We start from the raw sequence: 18,336 nt of genomic DNA on the forward strand, positions 1-18,336 counted from the left end.
GAAGCGAGCAGAGTTGCACCCATGCCTGATACAGCGAAAGATCAAGGATTTACGAAAAAGCGTCAAAAAAACGCAATTCAATTTGTGATAAAGTATCCAAATCCCGGAAGAACCAAAATTATACCGGTGAGGTGAATCAATGAAATCCATATCGCGTAGAACCGCTCTCAAGCAAATGGCCGCCGCAGCCTCAGTCGGCGCGTTGGGCGCAGCGGCGCCTTTGAACGCGCAGTGTAATGCCGAGCGTCCCAATGTGGTGTTCATCATGGGCGATGATATCGGTTTCTCAGACCTCGGCTGTTATGGGGCTGAAATTCAAACGCCCAACCTCGACCGGCTCGCCAATCGCGGCGTACGTTTCACTCAGTTTTATAACATGGCCAAATGCAACCCAACCCGCTCGTCATTATTCACCGGGTTATACCTGCCGCGCAAGAATGCAAACAATGCTCAACCATTTCCTCAGCAATTAAGAAATGCTGGCTATTACACTGCAATGTGCGGCAAAGAACATTTCGACGATTGGGTTCCTGAGCGCTGCTATGCCGATCAATGTTTTGACGATCGCTTTATTTATGCCGTTGGTAATGAATATTTTATTCCACCCAGTGGAAAATTAGCCAAGCCGTTTCGCTTGAATGGAAAAGAACTGGCGACGGGCGAGATTTCTGTAAACAAAAAACCCTTCTACAAAACCGATGTGGTGACTGATTATGCGCTGCGCTTTTTAGATCGTTCGAAAGAACAAGACAAGCCCTTCTTTTTGTATCTTCCCTATAATGCAGCCCACTACCCGCTTCAGGCGCGTGAGGAAGACATCGCAAAATATCGGGGCAAGTACAAAAAAGGCTGGGACGCCATCCGCCAACAGCGCTTTGAGAAGCAGAAACAGTTAGGCGTGATTCCAGCCAACGCAACCTTGAGTCCGCCTGAAGACAACATTAACAAATATCGGGGCCCGTTTCGGAGAGACATCTATAAATACCGTCCGTGGGATACGCTTCCACAGCGTGAACAAGATGAACTCGATTTAGAGATGGCCGTCTTCGCCGCAATGGTAGATTGTCTCGACCAGAACATTGGCCGGGTGGCGCAGAAATTAGATGAGATGGGCGCGCTGGAGAACACGCTCATTCTGTTTATGTCAGACAATGGTTCCTGCCCGTACGATAGCAACAAAAATTTCTCCATCCCGCCGGGTGGGGCTGATTCTTACCGCACGCTTAGCGCTGCGTGGGCGAATGTGGGCGACACGCCCTATCGCTTCTACAAACAGTACGGACACGAAGGCGGATCGCACACGCATTGCATCGCCCATTGGCCCGCGACCATACAACCGGGCTTTTGCCATGAACCCGCGCACCTCGTCGACATTTACCCGACGATGTTAGAACTCAGCGGCGCTGCGTATCCAACAGAAGCCGAAGGGAGCCCCACTCCAACCTTAGACGGCAGTTCGTTATTGCCTCTATTCAAACATCAAAGTCGCGAGACGCCTGAAATCATCATTTCGGGATTCACCGATAAATTCCGAATGGTGCGCGTTGGAGATTGGAAGATGGTCAAAGTTAACAAAGGCGACTGGGAACTCTATGACTTGAGCACTGATCCCACCGAGTTGAATGATTTGGCCAAGCAGCATCCAAAGCGTTTGCAGCGAATGGTGAAACAATATAACGATTGGCTGAAGAGTTAACGAGTAGAGGGAGAAATTGAATGCGTACGATGTTTGGATTGTTCTTCGGGATTTTTGTTGTCGTTTCTAGCGGGAGCGCTTCTGAATCAGCTGGCTTCAACAACCTGATTCTTACAACGCCTGGCTTGGTTGCCTTTTGGGATTTTGATGAAGCGCCCGGCGAGGCGCGCGTCTCAAAAGGCGGCGCAGAAACGCATGTGCTGCAAGAAGTGAATGGCCCCATTGAGCGCGTCGAGGCGGGCCCGTTTTCTCGATACGCCGCGCATCTGAAAGGCGGCGAATGGTTTTATATCCCGTATGAAGAACTCGGCGAACTCAACATCAATGGGCCTGAGGCTCAAGTCAGCATGATCGCTTTTGTTAAACTTCAGAAAGCCCTCAAAACCACCATCGCGGGAATCTGGTCAGAAGGGAAGGGCGCACATGACGATTCGGGTACGCGGCAGTACGCGCTCTTGCTGGATATGCCCGCCTACGGCGGAGCAGGCAATGTGACGCCTCATATCTCCTCAGAAGGCGGCGTTACGCAACGAGCAGACGGCTCGAAGTTTCCCTGGTGCGTGGATTATGCAGTCAATACATCTAAAGTCGAAACGGACAAATGGATATCTGTCGGATTTACTTATGATGGCGAGTTTATCAAAGCATACTATAACGGCGTCTTTGAACCGCGCAAATTAAACCCAAAGGCAGACCGCCGCTCCGATCCCTATTTCACCACCGAAGGCCTCAATGGCGCAGATCGCGGCATGAACCCCTACTATCATGGCCGGGGCATTTTTCAATATGATCCAGATAAAAAATACGATCCGCCCAAAATGGCCCCGTCAGATTTCACGGTCGGCGCGCGCTACGCAGTCGGCAGTTTTACCAAAGAAGCCATGCAAGGAACCATCGGCGGATTGGCTGTTTTTCATCGCGCACTAAGCGATGAGGAGATGCGGGCGATTCACGCGTCGGCAAATCTCGAGCGCTTGAATTAGTACCTCTGCTCGGACGTTCGGTTTTCCTATTGCTTCACTCGGCTTGGTGGTCGATAATTTTTTATCTATCGCCGGGGTGAGGCATAAATTCAATCGAAAAAATTCATAGACTTTTTGTTTAATCTTTAGTAGAATTCTCAACTACTGCAACTTGCGTTTCGTCACCATAGATACCGTGTTATTTTTAATTCGTGTTTTTTGCTTCTTTTAATCTATTTGGGAGGATGTACAGATGAGTTTGACAAAATATCTTGGTTATGTCGTTTTGGTCGTATCGGTGTTTTTAACGCCAGTTTCAGCGCAGTTTGGTGAATTTGACCAAGTGGCTGACTGGGGGCCGCTCGGTAGCGCAAAAGCAGAGGGTTCCGTTGAAGTGGATGGAACCGGCGCAAGCGCGACTTATTCACTCATTGGAAACGGCAACGACATTTGGAACACCGAAGACGAAGGCCTGTTCGTCTACAAGGAACTTGATGGCAGTTGGATGTTGCAAGCCAGCGTTGCCTGGAACGATCCCGGCCCGGACGCCAATTCTAAATTAGGCGTCATGATTCGCGAAAATCCCGAAAGTTCAACTTCACGCTACTATTGGATTGAAGTGCGCGGCAGCGGCTTTGGCGATGAGACGCATGCGCAGTTCCGTCCGATCGAAGGCAGCAACGCCCAAGACTCGACCGTTTTTGAAGACGTGAACACCTTTACGCAACTCGCAGCCAATGGCGACTTTTTGTGGCTTCGCGTCATCCGGTTTTCGTCAACGAATCGCTTTGTTGCGCAGTGGTCGCGCGATGGTGAAGAATGGACGAGCGGTCATAGTTTTCAGTTTAATGACTGGGGAGACAGTGCGGGCTTTGGTTTGGCGATTACCAGCCATACCGATGACGACTTTCTCGCTTGGGGCGAAGCAACGGATGTGAAACTCACTCAAATTCCATTCGAAGCCAATCGGACCATTGGCGCAGAAGATTTTCGTCCTGGAACTCCTCTAACAGGCGTCGAAGTGAAAGTGGATGTGGCGGCGGGCGTAACGCCGAACGTCTCCGTCACAGAAACCCCACCGCCTGGTTGGGAAGTGACGAACATCCAAGCCAGCGCGGGCAATGCGGATATCTCCGGCGGGAACATCGTATGGACGATTAGCGGCGCCAGCGGAAACCCCACATTGACCTATGACGTTACTCCTCCTGCTGATGCCTCCTCAGGCGAATGGGGCGGTTCATTTTCAGGCGGTGAGATCGAATTCTCAATCCCAACGAATATTCTAACTAGTTCCGATAAAATTTCGGTGTATTTCATTGGCGATTCAAACACGGATGCACAACGAAACACGATATACATGGATCTTTTAGGCGCCGGTCTTACGATGTTGGATTCAGGCGGCAACGAAATTGTTGTGCCGGGATTGAACTACCAGGCGGAATACATCAGCCATGATATTGATGACCCTGCGGTCGCCGCGAATTTCGATTTAATCATTGCCCATGAGTCGGTCAGTTCAAACGCAGTGGCGCGATACATTGACCTTCCCGTTCCATATCTCGCAATCGAACAAATATTCTATTCAGGACGCGCCGACCGCGAAGCCAGTTTGTGGTTTGGCCCTCAAAGCGCAGTCAGTATCTCTAATGATTTTGAGTTCGCAGTCGAAGACAATACCCATCCCATAACAGATATCTATGAAGCGGATGATTTGATCCCCGTCACAACCAACGCCGCAGGTCAAATTGGCGGAATTAACTTTGACGCGTTAGCGCCCGTCGCAACGCCTTTAATGTTGAGCGCCGATTTTGCCCGCGTTACTTTGGCTGTAGCAGAAGCGGGCGGAACGGGGCTGGTGGGTGACGCCGGATTGACGCCGCCGCCGGGGTCTGATCCATTACCCGCTCGCCGCGCTATGTTGGGAATGCACGAAGGCGTCCAGGCGTTTGATTTAGGTATCGCAGGCGGCCTCGATAATATTGCTTTGACGCAAGAGGGCGCTATTCTCTTCCAACGCGTTGTTCAATGGATGGTCGGTCTCGATCCGACCGCTGATGGAACCGAAGCAGGCGTCCCTGTCAAAGACTGGGCGCTGTATTAATTGAATAGAAACATGATTGAGAACGAGCGGGGCAATTTCGCCCCGCTCGTTTTTGATTACGGTCGGATGTGTTTTTTATAGTTTTCGTGGCTCGGCGGGAGCCTCGCCCTCCCCCAAAACACTAGCGAAATCAAAGAATCACTTAGTCGTCCGCCCCGGAGTCAAGCGGAATCTGATGTTCTTTCATCTTGCGGTAGAGGGTGCGCGTACTGTAACCCAGTATGACGGCGGCGGCTTCTTTGTCGCCCTTGGTCATCTCGATGGTTTTACGAATCACCACGCCTTCTGACTGCACCACCGAGTACCCCAGCGGAATGGTGATGCGTCCCGCAGAGGTTGTGGATTCTTCTTCGGGCGCACTGGCGTTGCGAATCAGTTCCGGCAGGTCGTCGATCAAAACGCGGTCGCCTTTGGCGAGAATCACGCCGTGTTCGATGACGTTTTCCAACTCGCGTACATTGCCCGGCCATGAATAGGCCCCCAACGCTTTGTGTGCATTGACGCCCAGGCCGATGACGTCCTTGCTGTTTTTCCGGGCGTATTTTTCGATGAAGTGTTGGGCCAGGCGGGGGATATCGCCTATGCGTTCGCGCAGCGGCGGCAGTTTCAAATTAAACACGTTGATGCGGTAATAGAGGTCTTCACGAAATTTGGTGTTTTTCACTTCATCCATAAGTTCGCGGTTGGTGGCGGCGATGACGCGCACATCAATCTGGATGGACTTGCCGCTGCCGACCCGTTCAAAGATGCTCTCTTGTAAAACGCGCAAGAGTTTGACTTGCGCCGATGGACTCATCTCGCCAATTTCATCAAGAAAGATGGTGCCGCCGTCCGCCATTTCAAAGCGCCCAACCTGGTCTTTATACGCCCCGGTGAATGAACCTTTGTTGTGTCCAAAGAGTTCCGATTCGAGTAGGGTCTCGGGCAGGGCGCCGCAATTGACTTTGACCATAGGTTTGTCAGCGCGGTTGCTTAACGCATGGATCGCATTCGCGATCATCTCTTTGCCGGTCCCGGTTTCGCCGGTGATTAACACGGTCGCGGTACTGGGGGCGATCTGTTCGATTTGGGTAATCACGTTTCGCATCGCCTGGCTTTTGCCGACGATGATATTTTGTGGTTCCAAGCCTTTGAGTTTGTCTTTCAGTTCTTGAACTTCCAATACCATTTCGTGTGAAGCCAGCGCCTTTTCGACGAAGATTTGTAACTCATGCAGGCGCACCGGCTTGGTGAGGTAATGAAACGCGCCTGCTTTCATGGCTTCGACGGCGTTGTCGACGGACGCAAACCCCGTCATCAAGATAATGGGAATATTAGGATCGTAGGATTTGATGCTGCGCACCAGGCTGATGCCGTCGATGCCCGGCATGACCAAGTCAGTCAACACCAGGTCGTAGCGGTTTTCATGCACCATGCTCAAGCCCTGCTCCGGGGTCAGGGCGGATTCACAGTCATGCCCCTGGCTTCGCAAGGCGCGAGTTAGTGTTTTCGCCATGGTTTCATCATCATCAACGACGAGTATGCGGGCTTTACGCTTTTGGGGGGCGTCCTGGATTGTTGCGTCTTGTTCTTCTGAATTATTCATGGGCGCTTTGGATGTTTTCGTGGTTTGGAATCGGTAACTGTATGATAATGGACGTGCCTCGTCCAAGTTCGCTTTTTACTTGAATCTCGCCGCCATGAGCGACAGCGATTTCGCGGGCCAGATATAGCCCCAGTCCGGTACCGCCGGGGCGGCCGGTTTCGAAGGCGTTAAAGACTTTATCAATCATCTCTTTGGAAATGCCTTTGCCCGTGTCTTGTACTTCAATGACCGCTTGGTTGTCAACTTGTTCGGCTTTTATCGTAATGGTTCCGCCGTCGCTTAATGCATAGGCGGAGTTCTCAAACAAATTTAATAGCAGACGGCGGAAATGGTCGGTGTCGATTTCAACGTCAATTGCGTTGACGGCTGGGACGAATTGATAATGGATGTTGTCCCGGCGGATTCGTGTTTGGATTTCTTCATAAATATCTTGTAAAAAACGGTTTAACGGGGTGAGGGCGCGCTTGGGTTTTTGGATGCGCGATAAAACCAGGTAGTGGTTGACGATCTCGTTCATGCGGTCGACTTCTTTTTGCAAGTCGCTCAGCATGTCGAACAGTTCGGCTTGAATCGGTTCGCGAGTGACGGTGTTTTCCGCGTCGAGACACTGCTGGACGCGGTCGCCGATCATGTCAGCGGTCAACGCCATCACGCCCAGCGGGGTGCGGATCTCATGCGCGACGCCCGCCGTGATTTTCGTCATGGCATGAATTTGTTCCATATTTTTGAGTTTGTTCGCGAGTTGGCGAATCTCGGTGGTGTCGCGCAAAATGAGCGTGGCGCCGATGACGTTGCCGCGTTCGTTTCTCAATTGCGTCAGGCTGGCGTCTGCGGTAATCGGTTTGCCGCTTTTTGTGTTCCACTCGGTGGCGTAAAGCGTGCAGGCCCCGTGAGCGGCTGCCTCTTTGCGAATCTGGTCAAATTGTTTGGGATCGCAAATCAGGTCCCGTAGCGACTTATCGACGATTTCTAACGTCCGAAACCCGAACATGCGTTGTGCGCCCTGGCTCCAAGTCGAGATGCGGCCATGTTCGTCGAGGCCGACAATTGCGTCTGATGCTTCTGACATGATGGACGTCAGCAGGCGGTCTTCCATCCACAGTTTTTGTTCGAGTTTGAGCCGGGCGTCTACCAACTCGCGCGAATAGCGTTCGATGTAGGTTTCCATCGCCAATTGCATATCGAGATGAAACACTTTCATCAGCGCCAGTTCAGCCGCTTCAATGCGCTTTGCGTCGTCTTTGAGTTCGGCGCGGAGGATGGGGAATATAATTTCGCAATATAGGCTATACGCGCCAATGTACCAGCGCGGCTGTAGGCCGATGCGTTCATGAGTTTGGCCAATGCTGCGGCGTTTGCTGATATAGACGTCGTCGAATTTCGCCTCAAGAATCTCACAAAAATAATGATACTGGGCCGTCTTTAAGCGATTGACGGTTTCAGCGTCGGGGAAAAACTGATGGGCCATGCCGGATGAGACAATGGCGTCGTAAAAGCGATCAATAATCTCGTTCAAATGGGGGCGTAATAGCGGAGCGATCTCGAGAATGACGTTAATCTCATTCTCTGTGAGGTTTAAATAATTCTGCATGTAGTCGAAGTGCGTCGACTTGCCGGAAAACTGAGTTTTCTCGGTTGCAGACTGTGGCTTCATCAGGTGCAATCCTAAAATAGGTGGAACGATTGATTTCGAAGATGCAACGCCGAGAGAGGTGATGGGCTGTATTATTGGTTAAAAACGGGGCGTTTCATAGGGCGGCGCTGAAAATGAATGCTTCGATTGACAAAAGTGACAATCTTGTAATTCATTAAATATCAATATATTAGGTTTGTTTCAATAAGATTGATATTAGGCGAAGCGAAGGCGGGGTTATCTGAAAAGGGCGCAAGAATCTCTGTGAATACCCTGAAATAGAAAATAATTTAATTTTACTAAATTTATATTTTTTGTCAGATTGGGGTTGCAAAAAATGGAATTCTGGTATAAAAATAAAGGCAAGACAGGGATCACTGTTGAAGAAGCGGTTTCATCCAACTCTCGTAAGGGCCTACCTTGCGGGAGTTTTTTAATGGACAAACCATTCAGATCCTGTCTTGCCTCACTTGAAAACGATTCCTGACTCCAAAACTTTCGTTCCGCCGAGCATTGGCTCTGTTGTCGTACTTAGGTGTCGTAACTGATGCCGTACAGATGCCGTGTCAAAGATGTCGTGCCCGTTGCGATTCTGTTGTTGTGTCCCGGTGCGTAGCCTTGATGTCGTGCTGCTGAGCGTTTTGTGTATGCTGATGCTGTTTCTTGATGCCGTACAAGTTGCCTTGTCTGTTGTGAATTCCGCTGTCGTACTGGTGTCGTATCTGTTGTGTTGTCAAAGATGCCGTACTGTTGAGAATTCTGATGTCGTACCTGATGCTGTTTCTTGATGCCGTACAAGTTGCCTTGTCTGTTGTGAATTCTGCTGTCGTACAAGTTGTAGTGTCTGTTGTGAATGCTGATGTCGTGTCTGATGAATTGCCTAAGATGCCGTACTGTTGCGAATTCTGTTGCCGTAACCGATGTTGTTCCAAGGTGTCGTGCTGTTGTCGTGACTGATGCTGATTCGTGGTGTCGTACTGATGTTTAGCCTGTTGTGTAAGTGCTCAGTCTGTTGTTGCCCTGGTTGTGTTGTCAAAGGTGTTGGCGAAACTAGGACGCTCGGGTCAGGACCGTAAAGTGCTTCTTTGTATCCTCCTGCAATTCCATTTCGCGATTTGTCAGTAGGTGAGTGAGTCGAAGAAGTGTCAATCGCAATCGGGTATATCTATTTGCAGGTTGTGTGCCAAAGTCTGGCATAGGTGATGTTTTTAATAAGTTTTTAAGTGGAGAAGCATCTATCATCAATTTCTATAGCATGTTACATGGTTATCTTTTTTGTGAATTCGATTATTTTCCTTCCGATTATTTAAAGTTTTTGATTGGTAATATCGTAATTTTTTGACAACTTTGACAATGGATTTAAGTGGGTCATGTCACCCAAGTCAGAAATAGCCAAATTTTGTTTGAACGGTTTACTCTTGTTGTAGTGATAATCGCCGCCAGGGGACGCGGTTTTTTGATTCTCGGGAGTAAACGGCCTGAAATCCATCGCCTTTTCTATTCATCTGACCGTTCTGCCACTCATAAAAGAACCCTGTGATGGAATACTGCTGGGGGGAACGCTCTAGGTAGGCTTCCTCAAAAAAGACTTCTCCTGCTGTGATCCATATTAAATTGCCGTCGATTGCAACCCCAACATGGGGGCGGTGTAAATAAACCTGGCTCGGCTTCTGGTCACGCACATGATAGACGCTTCCGAGTATAAACGTATTAGAATCAGGTGTTTCTGGGCTGATGACCAGGTTCCAGCCAAAGCCGTCGCCAATCCAGGCGTATTGCAGGGCATGTATATATAGTGTGATGTTCTCTTGTTGAATCTTGTACGGCGGCGAATATTGTTCAGTCTGTGACCATTCATGGTCGACGGGATTTTCTTCCCATAAGCCATACCAGGCGCCAGCGAAAGCCTGAAACGAATCCAGCCCGGATTGAAGAGATACACCGTCTTTCAGCGCTTGCGTTAGTGTTTTGTCAGAAATGTCAAAGCGGTCAAATCCATAGGGAGCCTCTAAAATGGGAGCGACGCTCTCTTTGAAGCCGATGATTTCTTTCACCAGATAAATCAGTTGGTTAGTATCATTATTGTATAGAGAACGGCGAAAGCGTTCGGCCTCAATGGCGCCGTCTTGCATACGGGCGAATCCATCAGATGGCATGGGCTTAGAGAAACCCGGGCCTTTATTTTCAGGGATGAGCCAATGGGTTTTCGCGAGCGCCTGTAATTGTGGAAATCGCCATTGCCCGGCGGCTTGAATGGCGTGGGCTGCGCCGTTCATACGAAAACTGCCCGGCGGACGCGAAATGGAGGCTTCGTAGGCGTAGTAACCCCAAAAAAGCGAACGGACGACAAACCAACCGATTGCGATATAGAAAAGCAGCAGCCCGTGTTGCTTGTTCAATTGAAGAAGGATTGGTGGGTTCACCTTGCGTAGAATGAAGATGAAGCCCGCCATAATCAGTAGCGTGATGACAAATGGGCCCGCACAGTCGCGAAGCAATGAAAGAACGATTTGTATTTGCATGATTGAATCATAGAGGATGCTCACAGGATTGCAAAATTTGAATTGAGATTTTTATAAGCCATTTCATAAATACTAGGTTTTGCGTTGCGTCCGGCATGGGTACATCTCTGCTCGCTTCGGTGCGGGCTTTCAGGCCCTTATGCACAGGCGAACCCAGAGTCGCACCCATGCCTGATCTTTTATCGGAAAGCACAAAAAAAGCCCCTCGATGCGAGGGGCTTTTTCGTAATTCGATCTAAGTCGAAATTAAAATAAAGACCATTCTGCAACATTGGTATTAGGCAGGTCTTCCACGCCAGTGGCGCGGGCAGTGCGTTTTGGTTCAGCCACGCTGCGGAACATGACCCACTCGCCGTTGCCCATGTAGGTGACGGTGGCGTGATAGTTGCGGTCAGCGTTATAGGACGCCGTGCCGAGTTCTCCAACGACGGCGACCGGGTTTTCATCCAATTGATAGGTCATGCCATCATCAGTGGAGATGTACGAATAAATGGGGCCGGACGAATTTTGGCTGGTCGCCCAGGCGTACCATACGCCTTCGAGGTCAGGATGTTTGACGGCGGAGGAAAACTCGATGCCTTCGAAGCCTTCTTCTTCATTGACGCCAGTGTATCCCGCCCACTGCCAGGTAATTCCATCTGCGGAGGTATAACGGAACAATTTTTTGCCTAGATCAAAATAATCAAATGCTTCATCGAGATAGGGCTCTTCACAACGGCAGTAAGCGACGAATGAGCCGTCTTCTAATGTTGTGACAGAAATGCGCTCAACAGGGCCAAAGCGGGAGGTGCCTTCTTCGTCTAAGGCGATGCCGCTGATTGGCTGGTCGTCGCTCCAGTTGACGCCGTCGCTGGAGACAGCAGTCCAGATTGCGTAGCCGCCGTCGCGTGTGTTGGCCATGTACCACATGCGAAACTGGCTGTCGCCGATTTGCGCAACCACGGCTTTGCTTTGGAGGTCACTATTGAAACCTGTGATTAATGCGTAGCCCGTCCAACTGGTTCCGTCCGCGTCAGTTGATTCGGCATAGCCCACGTCGAAGCCGCTGCTGGAATCATACCAACCGCGCCAGATATTGGCGTTGGCATCAAAAATCACATAACCGTAATAGGCGCGGTTATCGCCGAAGCCTGGAGGGCCAATGACCGGGTTGTTGGCGGTATCGTCCGTCCAGGTAATGTCGCTTGGGGCGGCGTTTGACAGCGGGGTGAACAATGATGCAACGATTAAAATAGTACACATACGGCGTAATACGTTCATGCAAACTTCCTCCAAAATATATTTGAGTATCGTGATGTCTATTCAAACGATGAATGATAAGAGTTTAATTATAAATGAGTTTTTGTTCAAAACAAAGATTGATTTGAATTTCCGGAATTAATGAGAAATGACTTTGATGTGTTTCCACACACCGCTTTTAAAACGGATGAAATAGATCACGCCTGTCAGCGTGATGAAGGCGGTTGCCCACCCCCAGGCGCCGTACACGCCCCAGTTCCACCAGACGACGGCGGCGTATGTGCCCGGAACAAAAAACAACCAGGCGCAAATCACTTGCACCCACATCGAAAACATGGTGTCGCCTGCGCCGCGCAACGCGCCGGAGAAGGTCAACAACATGGCGTCGGCAATTTGATAAAACGCGACGAAGTATAGAATTTTTGTTCCCATTTGAACGATGACGTCGTCAGGAAGCGGCGACCCGTTGACGTCCATTAAGAACCAGCTAATCAACGTGTGCGGGAAAATAATATAGATAAGCCCGCAGACGATCATATAGGCTTCGGCGGAGTACCACGCGGTGTATCCACTTTTCTCCGCGTGTTTGAGGTCATTCTTTCCAATGTAGCGACCGACGAGAGTGCCCGCCGCTACGCCGCAGCCGTGCATGGGGATGAATGCGACCATGTTTAATGCGAGGACAATGTTGCTCGCCGCGAGTTCTGTCTGCCCTAATTGGCCTAAGAGGAAAATAAATACCGTGAAGGCGCCGATCTCTAACAGGTAGTGCATTCCCGCTGGCGCGCCGAAGCGCAACATGCTTTTCAACATGGGGATGTGGAGACGAAACGTCGAGGCGCTGGCCCGCTCGCGGCGGTTTTTGGGCGATAGGATGAGGCTGAGAAATAAAATTGTAATGACAATATTCGCAATGACCGTTGCAATCGCTGCGCCTTTAATGCCCCATTGCGGGAACCCCCATACGCCGAAAATGAGCGCATAATCTAACACAATGTTGAGAAGGTTGCCAATGATGTTGACGTACATGACGACGCGGGTTTCGCCCCGGCCTGAATAAAAACTGCTCAAGGCGAAGTTGGTGATGATGAAAATCGCGCCGGTCCAAAAATAGATGAAGTAGGTTTTTTCTAACTCAATCAACACGGCGCCGTGGTTCGAGTGATCGAGCAGCCACAGTCCGACCGGCGTGATTGCGTAACAGACCAAGGACGCGGCAATGGCGAAAATGACGCCCTGCCACATCGCCTGAGTGGCTTCGCGTTCCCGGCCCGCGCCGTGGTTTTGGGCGACGAGCGTATTGCTGAATTCGCTTACGCCAATGAAGAATGACATCATCGTGAAGGTGAGGATGCCTGCTGGCAGCGCAGCGGCCAGTTCTTCTGAACTTGACCAGGACAAAAATAAACGGTCAGTGAAGTTCATCAACGTCAGCGATAATTTACTGATGACGAGCGGGTAAGCAATGGCAAAAAATTCCCGAAACCCACCGGGAGAACGGTCATGGAATGGATTCAACATCGTTGTAAAAAAAGATTCTTCCGTAAATTGGATACTTTTTTTTATCAATTGAATTGAGATTTCGCTGCATTCGGCATGGGCGCAACTCTGCTCGCTTCAGTGCGGGCTTTCAGGCCCTTATGCACAGGCGCTCCCCGAGTTGCGCCCATGCCTATATTTGGTTTTTCAATTTTTGATATGCCGGGATACGTTTTCGTAATCAAAATCATGGCCATCCATCAATGTAGGTACTCACTTGCCGGATGAACCTGAAAAAATGAAGGCGCACAGTCGCGCGCCGCTTCGTTGGATTGACTATCCGAAACAATTGGATACAGTAAATAAGTTTGAACAAAAGCTGCCGAAACACCACCCCTACGAATGACTTTTAGCGAAGATAGTTTTTGGCATAAACGGTTTCCTACTTATTTTTCCGCCTTTCGGGCGGGACAATCCATATTTCTAGGCGCTGCGGTTGGCGTGATTGCCGGGCTGGGCGCCATCCTGTTTAATTTTTTAGTCTTTGGCAGTCTGGATATTTTCTTCGTCAAGATTTTAGGTTGGGGCGTTGAAAAAGTTTCCGAAGACGCATCCGTTTTAATTCCCGCTGAAGGCCTGCGCTATTGGCTCATGCCTCTCATGGTCGCGTTTGGCGGGCTTATGAGCGGGTTACTGGTATTTACCTTCGCGCCGGAAGCCGAAGGGCACGGCACCGATGCGTTCATTCGCGCATTTCACCGTAAACGCGGCATTATTCGCGGTCGCGTTCCCATTATCAAAACCATTGCGTCCGCTATCACGATTGGCACTGGCGGGTCTGCCGGGCGTGAAGGCCCCATCGCGCAAATTGGCGCGGGCTTCGGCTCTTGGCTCGGGCAAATGATGGGGCTGGAACCCAAACAGTTGCGCTCGCTTATCATCGCTGGGACCGCAGGCGGTATCGGCGCGGTATTTTGCGCTCCACTCGGCGGCGCTATGTTTGCCATCGAAGTTTTGTACCGCAAACAAGATATGGAAACCGAAAGCCTGATTCCCGCCGTCGTTTCCTCTTTAGTCGCTTTTTCAATCTTCACCACGCTGACCGGACAAACGCAAGTCTTTCATACCATGGAGTTCACCTTCAAGGCCTGGGAACTGCTGCCGTATGCGATGTTGGGGCTGATTTGTTCGCTGATCGGAATTTTATACGTCAACGTGTTTTACGGAGCGCGTGATTATTTCTTCAAAAAAATTCCGCTGCCGCTTCATGTCTTGCCGATGATCGGCGGCTTGATGACTGGTGCGTTGGCCCTGTATGAACCAGCGATTTTATCGGGCGGCTATGGTTGGATCGAGCGCGCCATGTCAGGCGACCTCGCCATTCGATTTATGTTTAGCCTGGTGTTTCTCAAGATGATCGCCACCGCGTTTACGATATCGTCGGGCGGCAGCGGCGGCGTTTTTGGCCCGTCGTTGTTTATTGGCGCCATGTTGGGCGCATCGTTTGGTTTTTCATTTGACCAGGTGTTCCCCGGATGGATTTCAGACCCGCGTTCGTTTGCGCTGGTGGGGATGGTCGCCTTCTTCTCCGGCATCGCAAAAGTTCCGGTTGCGAGTTTGTTGATGGTCTCAGAGATGGCGCAGACGTATGAACTGCTGGTGCCGATGATGTTGGTATCGTCGTTGACGTATATTCTGACCGACAAATGGTCATTGTATGAAGAACAAGTGCCCGGTAAGGCGGAGTCGCCCGCGCACATCGGCGAGTATCGCACCGACGTGTTGGAAGGCTTACGCGTCCATGAAATTGATCTGCGCCAAAATTGGCTGCAGTTTCCTCATCACATGACCTTGCGTCAGATGCTGCCGCAAATTTTACAAACCAGTCAGAATTTGTTTCCCGTGACGTTTCGCGACGGTCAGATTAAAGCGGTGTTGTCGCTCGAAGACGTGCGCGCGGTAATGCTCGAAGAACAGATTTACGACCTGGTCGTCGCTGACGATATCGCGGAGTTTGAGTTTGCTTCCGTATCGCCGGACGATGATTTACATTTTGTGATGAGCCGCTTGACGGAACTCAACGAAGATGAAATTTCGGTGTATGACAAACAAAATGACCGATATGTTGGAATCATCAGCCGCCGCGATATCCTAAATTTATATAACCGTCGGTTGCATGATTTTCGTGAGGATGAATAAGCCGGTTTTGAATTTCCCGCCAAAAAATAATCATGTATGAGAAGATTTTTTCCGAGAATATGAGTATACTTACGCTGTTGTCTTGTATGTAAAAATTCTATTGAATTGAAGAGTTCTGTTAGAGGGCGATGTCCAGTAGACCCGCAACTCTTGTTCCTGAGGAAGCCATCCCGATCCTGGAAGAGAAGGCGATTATTCAAGCGACCTTCGAGCAACTGACTGGAACGGGAAAACCCTGGGAAATTAACCTCCGCAAGTTTAATGAACTACGCGATAAACTCCATCGGGTGGAAGCGGAGCTGCGCGCCGCCAACCCGGGCAAAGACATTACCTGCATTATTGGCGAACGCGGGATGTACTGGTTGTTTGAGGACGCCTTCAACGCCTATAAAGAGAAAATTGAAGCAGCGGTCAACGCGGTTAAGGCTGACGGGCCGATGCCGGTGTGGCGCTACACCACGGCGGAACTGCTCGAATCGCATGTCAATAATATGCGCCAGTTAATTATGGCGGTCGCGCACGATGAAGTGATGTTGACCATGCTGAAAGAATCGCTGGGCGACAACCACATCATGTTGAACCGCGAGTTTGGAAATTGCGAGCGCAACGTACGCGCTATGCTGGACGATATTCGCGACCAGGGCGAGTTTCTGCTCAGCACCATGTCGCATGACATCCTCATGGCGGAACGCTGCCGCATTACCCGCGAAATGATCGAACGGGGGACGATTGAGGAAGGCGAACTGGGCTACACCGCCGCTGACCTGCGCGAAGTCGAAAAAGTGATTGATAAGCGCTGCTCGAAAGCGCTGCCCGCCTACCAAAAGCGCATCGCGTCGATGTATTCGATCATGCAAGAGGAGATGCGCAAAAGCGAGAGCACCCAACTCTCTCGCGCCAGCCGCTGGGTGTTGGCCTATAGCCTGATGGAAGCGCCGGAAGGGTTTCGCGGCCAAGCGGAAATGGCCAGCAAAGAACACGAAAGCCTCGCCAGCGTTGTCGCCTCGCGTGAAGAAGAACTGGGCGAGAGCGAAGAAGGAAAGAAAGCGTTGAAGGTTTCCGAAGAAGCCGCGAAAACCAAAGAACCTGCGCCCGTACCGCCGCCTAAGGAAGAAAAACCCGAACCCGTCGAAGAAGAAGCGCCCGCCAAAAAGAAAAAAGTCGCCCGCATGGCCACCATCAGCCGCAGACGGTAGGCGAGGCGCATTACTTCTCGCTTCAGTGCGAATTTGCGCCCTTTTTGCATAGTTTTAGTTGGGTGGGATGAATGCAATGAATCCCACCGATTACTTTTAAATTTTTGAATTTGGAAAATTTTTATTGGTGGGTTTCGCTGCGCTCAACGCCACCCTACTTGAGACGCGTCATGCATCCGAGGTAGCGACTGCCTTAAAATCCACGGTCAGTGAGATTGCCGCGTCGGCTTTCAGCCTCCTCGCAGTGACACTGAATTTAGTTTTTCGTTTCGCATGGCGGGTTGTAAAGGCAAAAACGAGCAACGCGAGCCTGCCTGCGGTTAGGCGAGTTTGATTTGCTCTAAATAATATAATCCATCGCGGCGGCGGCGAAACTGAGCACAAAGAAAAAGCCGCACATGTCAGTCACCGTCGTTAACACCGGAGACGATACCAGCGCCGGGTCTAGTTTTAATGCGCGCAAAATCAATGGAATCGAACCTCCTAAACAAACTGATACCACCGTATTCGCCGCCAACGCCAACCCAACCACGGCGCCAAGAGCAAGGTTCCATTGCCAAAGCGCGGCAATGCAGCCGATGAGAATGCCTAAGACGGTTCCATTCATAATCCCGATAGGAAACTCTTTCATCAGCGTATAGAAAACTTCTTTGGGCTTCAAAATGCCTTTGTTGAGTTCGCGCATGCTGACCGCAACCGCCTGGTTGCCCGAACACCCGCTCATGTCAGATATGATGGGGAGAAAGAAAGCCAAAGCGATGACTTGCGTCAGTGTTTCTTCATACATCGCGATCACGCTCGCAGCGATTAAATTTAATACAATATTGATGCTCAGCCATGACAAGCGGCGTGATGAGCGCGTACGAACCGGCATAGAGCGCAGCTCTTCGCCGCCGACGATGCCCATGACGCGTAAAAACGATTGGCCTTCTTTTTGTTCTGAGGCTTTGTGGACGGAATTGCGGTGTAAGATGCCAACCAGCCGATTGCGATTGTCAGTGACCGGAACGCCCAGAAAATCATAATCGCTGAACAAGCCCGCCAGCGTTTTCAGGTTGTCATCAACTTGTACATGGATTGGATAGGGGATCATGGCGTCCACAATCATGGTGTCGCGCGGGCGAAACAACAAATCGCGCAAGCGCAAAACGCCCACTAACATTTCATACTTGGTGACGACATAAATATATTGAATATCGAAATCAGAAAACACTTCTCCCTTTTGAGAGATTTCATCGTATACGTTTCCAATGGTTTTATCGTCGGTGAACGAAAGCACTTCGGTATTCATCAAGCCGCCCGCTGAATCAGGAAGGTATTGCATCAAGGCGCGAATGTCCGTCGCATTTTGATTGGATAGTTTGTCTAAAATGGCGTTGGATTCTTCGCTGTCTATTGCGCACAAGATGTCCGCCTGGTCATCGCTCTTCATTTCTTCAACGATGGCGGCGGCTTGATCGGGGGCCATTTCTTCTAATAACTCAGCGGCTTGCTGGTTGTCCAACAATTCAATAATCCAGGCGGCGTAGTCTGGAGCCACAAGCGACAACAGTTCTTTCTGGTTGTCTTCGCTTAAATGTGAAATGGCCCAAGTCGATTCGGAGGCCTCAATTGAATCGAGAAACAGTTTCAGACCGTCTGGATTTTTGGTTTCAATCAATTGCAGCAATTTTTTCCATGATTCTGCGGCGGCTTCAGGCATACCCGGTCCTTTCGAACAGTGT

The 18,336-nt window shown here is 50.3% G+C and carries 11 protein-coding genes; 5 read left to right on the plus strand and 6 right to left on the minus strand.

Features of this window, described 5'->3' with window-relative positions:
* Positions 1-139: 139 nt before the first annotated feature.
* The 3 genes from P9L94_15160 (at position 140) to P9L94_15170 (ending at position 4,759) form a co-directional block, all read left to right on the plus strand.
* Positions 140-1,696: an arylsulfatase gene (locus tag P9L94_15160; protein MDP8245422.1), complete on the plus strand. Its 1,557-nt coding sequence runs from the start codon at positions 140-142 to the stop codon at positions 1,694-1,696.
* Positions 1,697-1,716: 20 nt separating this feature from the next.
* On the plus strand, positions 1,717-2,679 hold the full coding sequence (locus tag P9L94_15165; protein MDP8245423.1) for a hypothetical protein: 963 nt from the start codon (positions 1,717-1,719) through the stop codon (positions 2,677-2,679).
* 232 nt (positions 2,680-2,911) lie between these two features.
* Positions 2,912-4,759, plus strand: a complete 1,848-nt coding sequence (locus P9L94_15170) for a hypothetical protein (protein ID MDP8245424.1) — start codon at positions 2,912-2,914, stop codon at positions 4,757-4,759.
* A 142-nt stretch (positions 4,760-4,901) separates the two neighbouring features.
* Here the strand turns inward: P9L94_15170 and P9L94_15175 are convergent, their stop codons facing one another.
* The 5 genes from P9L94_15175 to P9L94_15195 all read right to left on the minus strand — a co-directional run bounded on the left by P9L94_15175 (position 4,902) and on the right by P9L94_15195 (position 13,259).
* The gene (locus tag P9L94_15175; protein MDP8245425.1) at positions 4,902-6,344 is read right to left on the minus strand and encodes a sigma-54 dependent transcriptional regulator; all 1,443 of its coding nucleotides are present in this window, start codon (positions 6,342-6,344) and stop codon (positions 4,902-4,904) included.
* The gene (locus P9L94_15180; GenBank protein ID MDP8245426.1) at positions 6,337-7,998 is read right to left on the minus strand and encodes a protoglobin domain-containing protein; all 1,662 of its coding nucleotides are present in this window, start codon (positions 7,996-7,998) and stop codon (positions 6,337-6,339) included. Before P9L94_15180 ends, P9L94_15175 begins: the two co-directional genes overlap by 8 nt.
* 1,391 nt (positions 7,999-9,389) lie before the next feature.
* Positions 9,390-10,499, minus strand: coding sequence for a hypothetical protein (locus P9L94_15185; protein MDP8245427.1), 1,110 nt, complete (start codon positions 10,497-10,499; stop codon positions 9,390-9,392).
* Between the two features lie 246 nt (positions 10,500-10,745).
* Positions 10,746-11,759, minus strand: a complete 1,014-nt coding sequence (locus tag P9L94_15190; GenBank protein ID MDP8245428.1) for a hypothetical protein — start codon at positions 11,757-11,759, stop codon at positions 10,746-10,748.
* 117 nt (positions 11,760-11,876) lie between these two features.
* A complete protein-coding gene (locus tag P9L94_15195; GenBank protein ID MDP8245429.1) occupies positions 11,877-13,259 on the minus strand; it encodes an MATE family efflux transporter in 1,383 nt (460 codons plus the stop codon).
* 360 nt (positions 13,260-13,619) lie between these two features.
* Between P9L94_15195 and P9L94_15200 the strand changes: the two genes are divergently transcribed.
* On the plus strand, positions 13,620-15,416 hold the full coding sequence (locus P9L94_15200) for a chloride channel protein (protein MDP8245430.1): 1,797 nt from the start codon (positions 13,620-13,622) through the stop codon (positions 15,414-15,416).
* Between the two features lie 128 nt (positions 15,417-15,544).
* Positions 15,545-16,612 carry a hypothetical protein gene (locus P9L94_15205; GenBank protein ID MDP8245431.1) on the plus strand — a complete coding sequence of 356 codons (1,068 nt, stop codon included), beginning with the start codon at positions 15,545-15,547 and terminating at the stop codon, positions 16,610-16,612.
* 340 nt (positions 16,613-16,952) lie between these two features.
* Here P9L94_15205 and mgtE read toward each other — a convergent pair whose 3' ends face one another.
* Entirely contained in the window at positions 16,953-18,314 is a 1,362-nt protein-coding gene (mgtE, locus tag P9L94_15210; protein ID MDP8245432.1) for a magnesium transporter, read from the minus strand.
* Between the last annotated feature and the right edge of the window lie 22 nt (positions 18,315-18,336).

Origin of the sequence: Candidatus Hinthialibacter antarcticus, from assembly GCA_030765645.1 — a bacterium.
Classification (GTDB): domain Bacteria; phylum Hinthialibacterota; class Hinthialibacteria; order Hinthialibacterales; family Hinthialibacteraceae; genus Hinthialibacter; species Hinthialibacter antarcticus.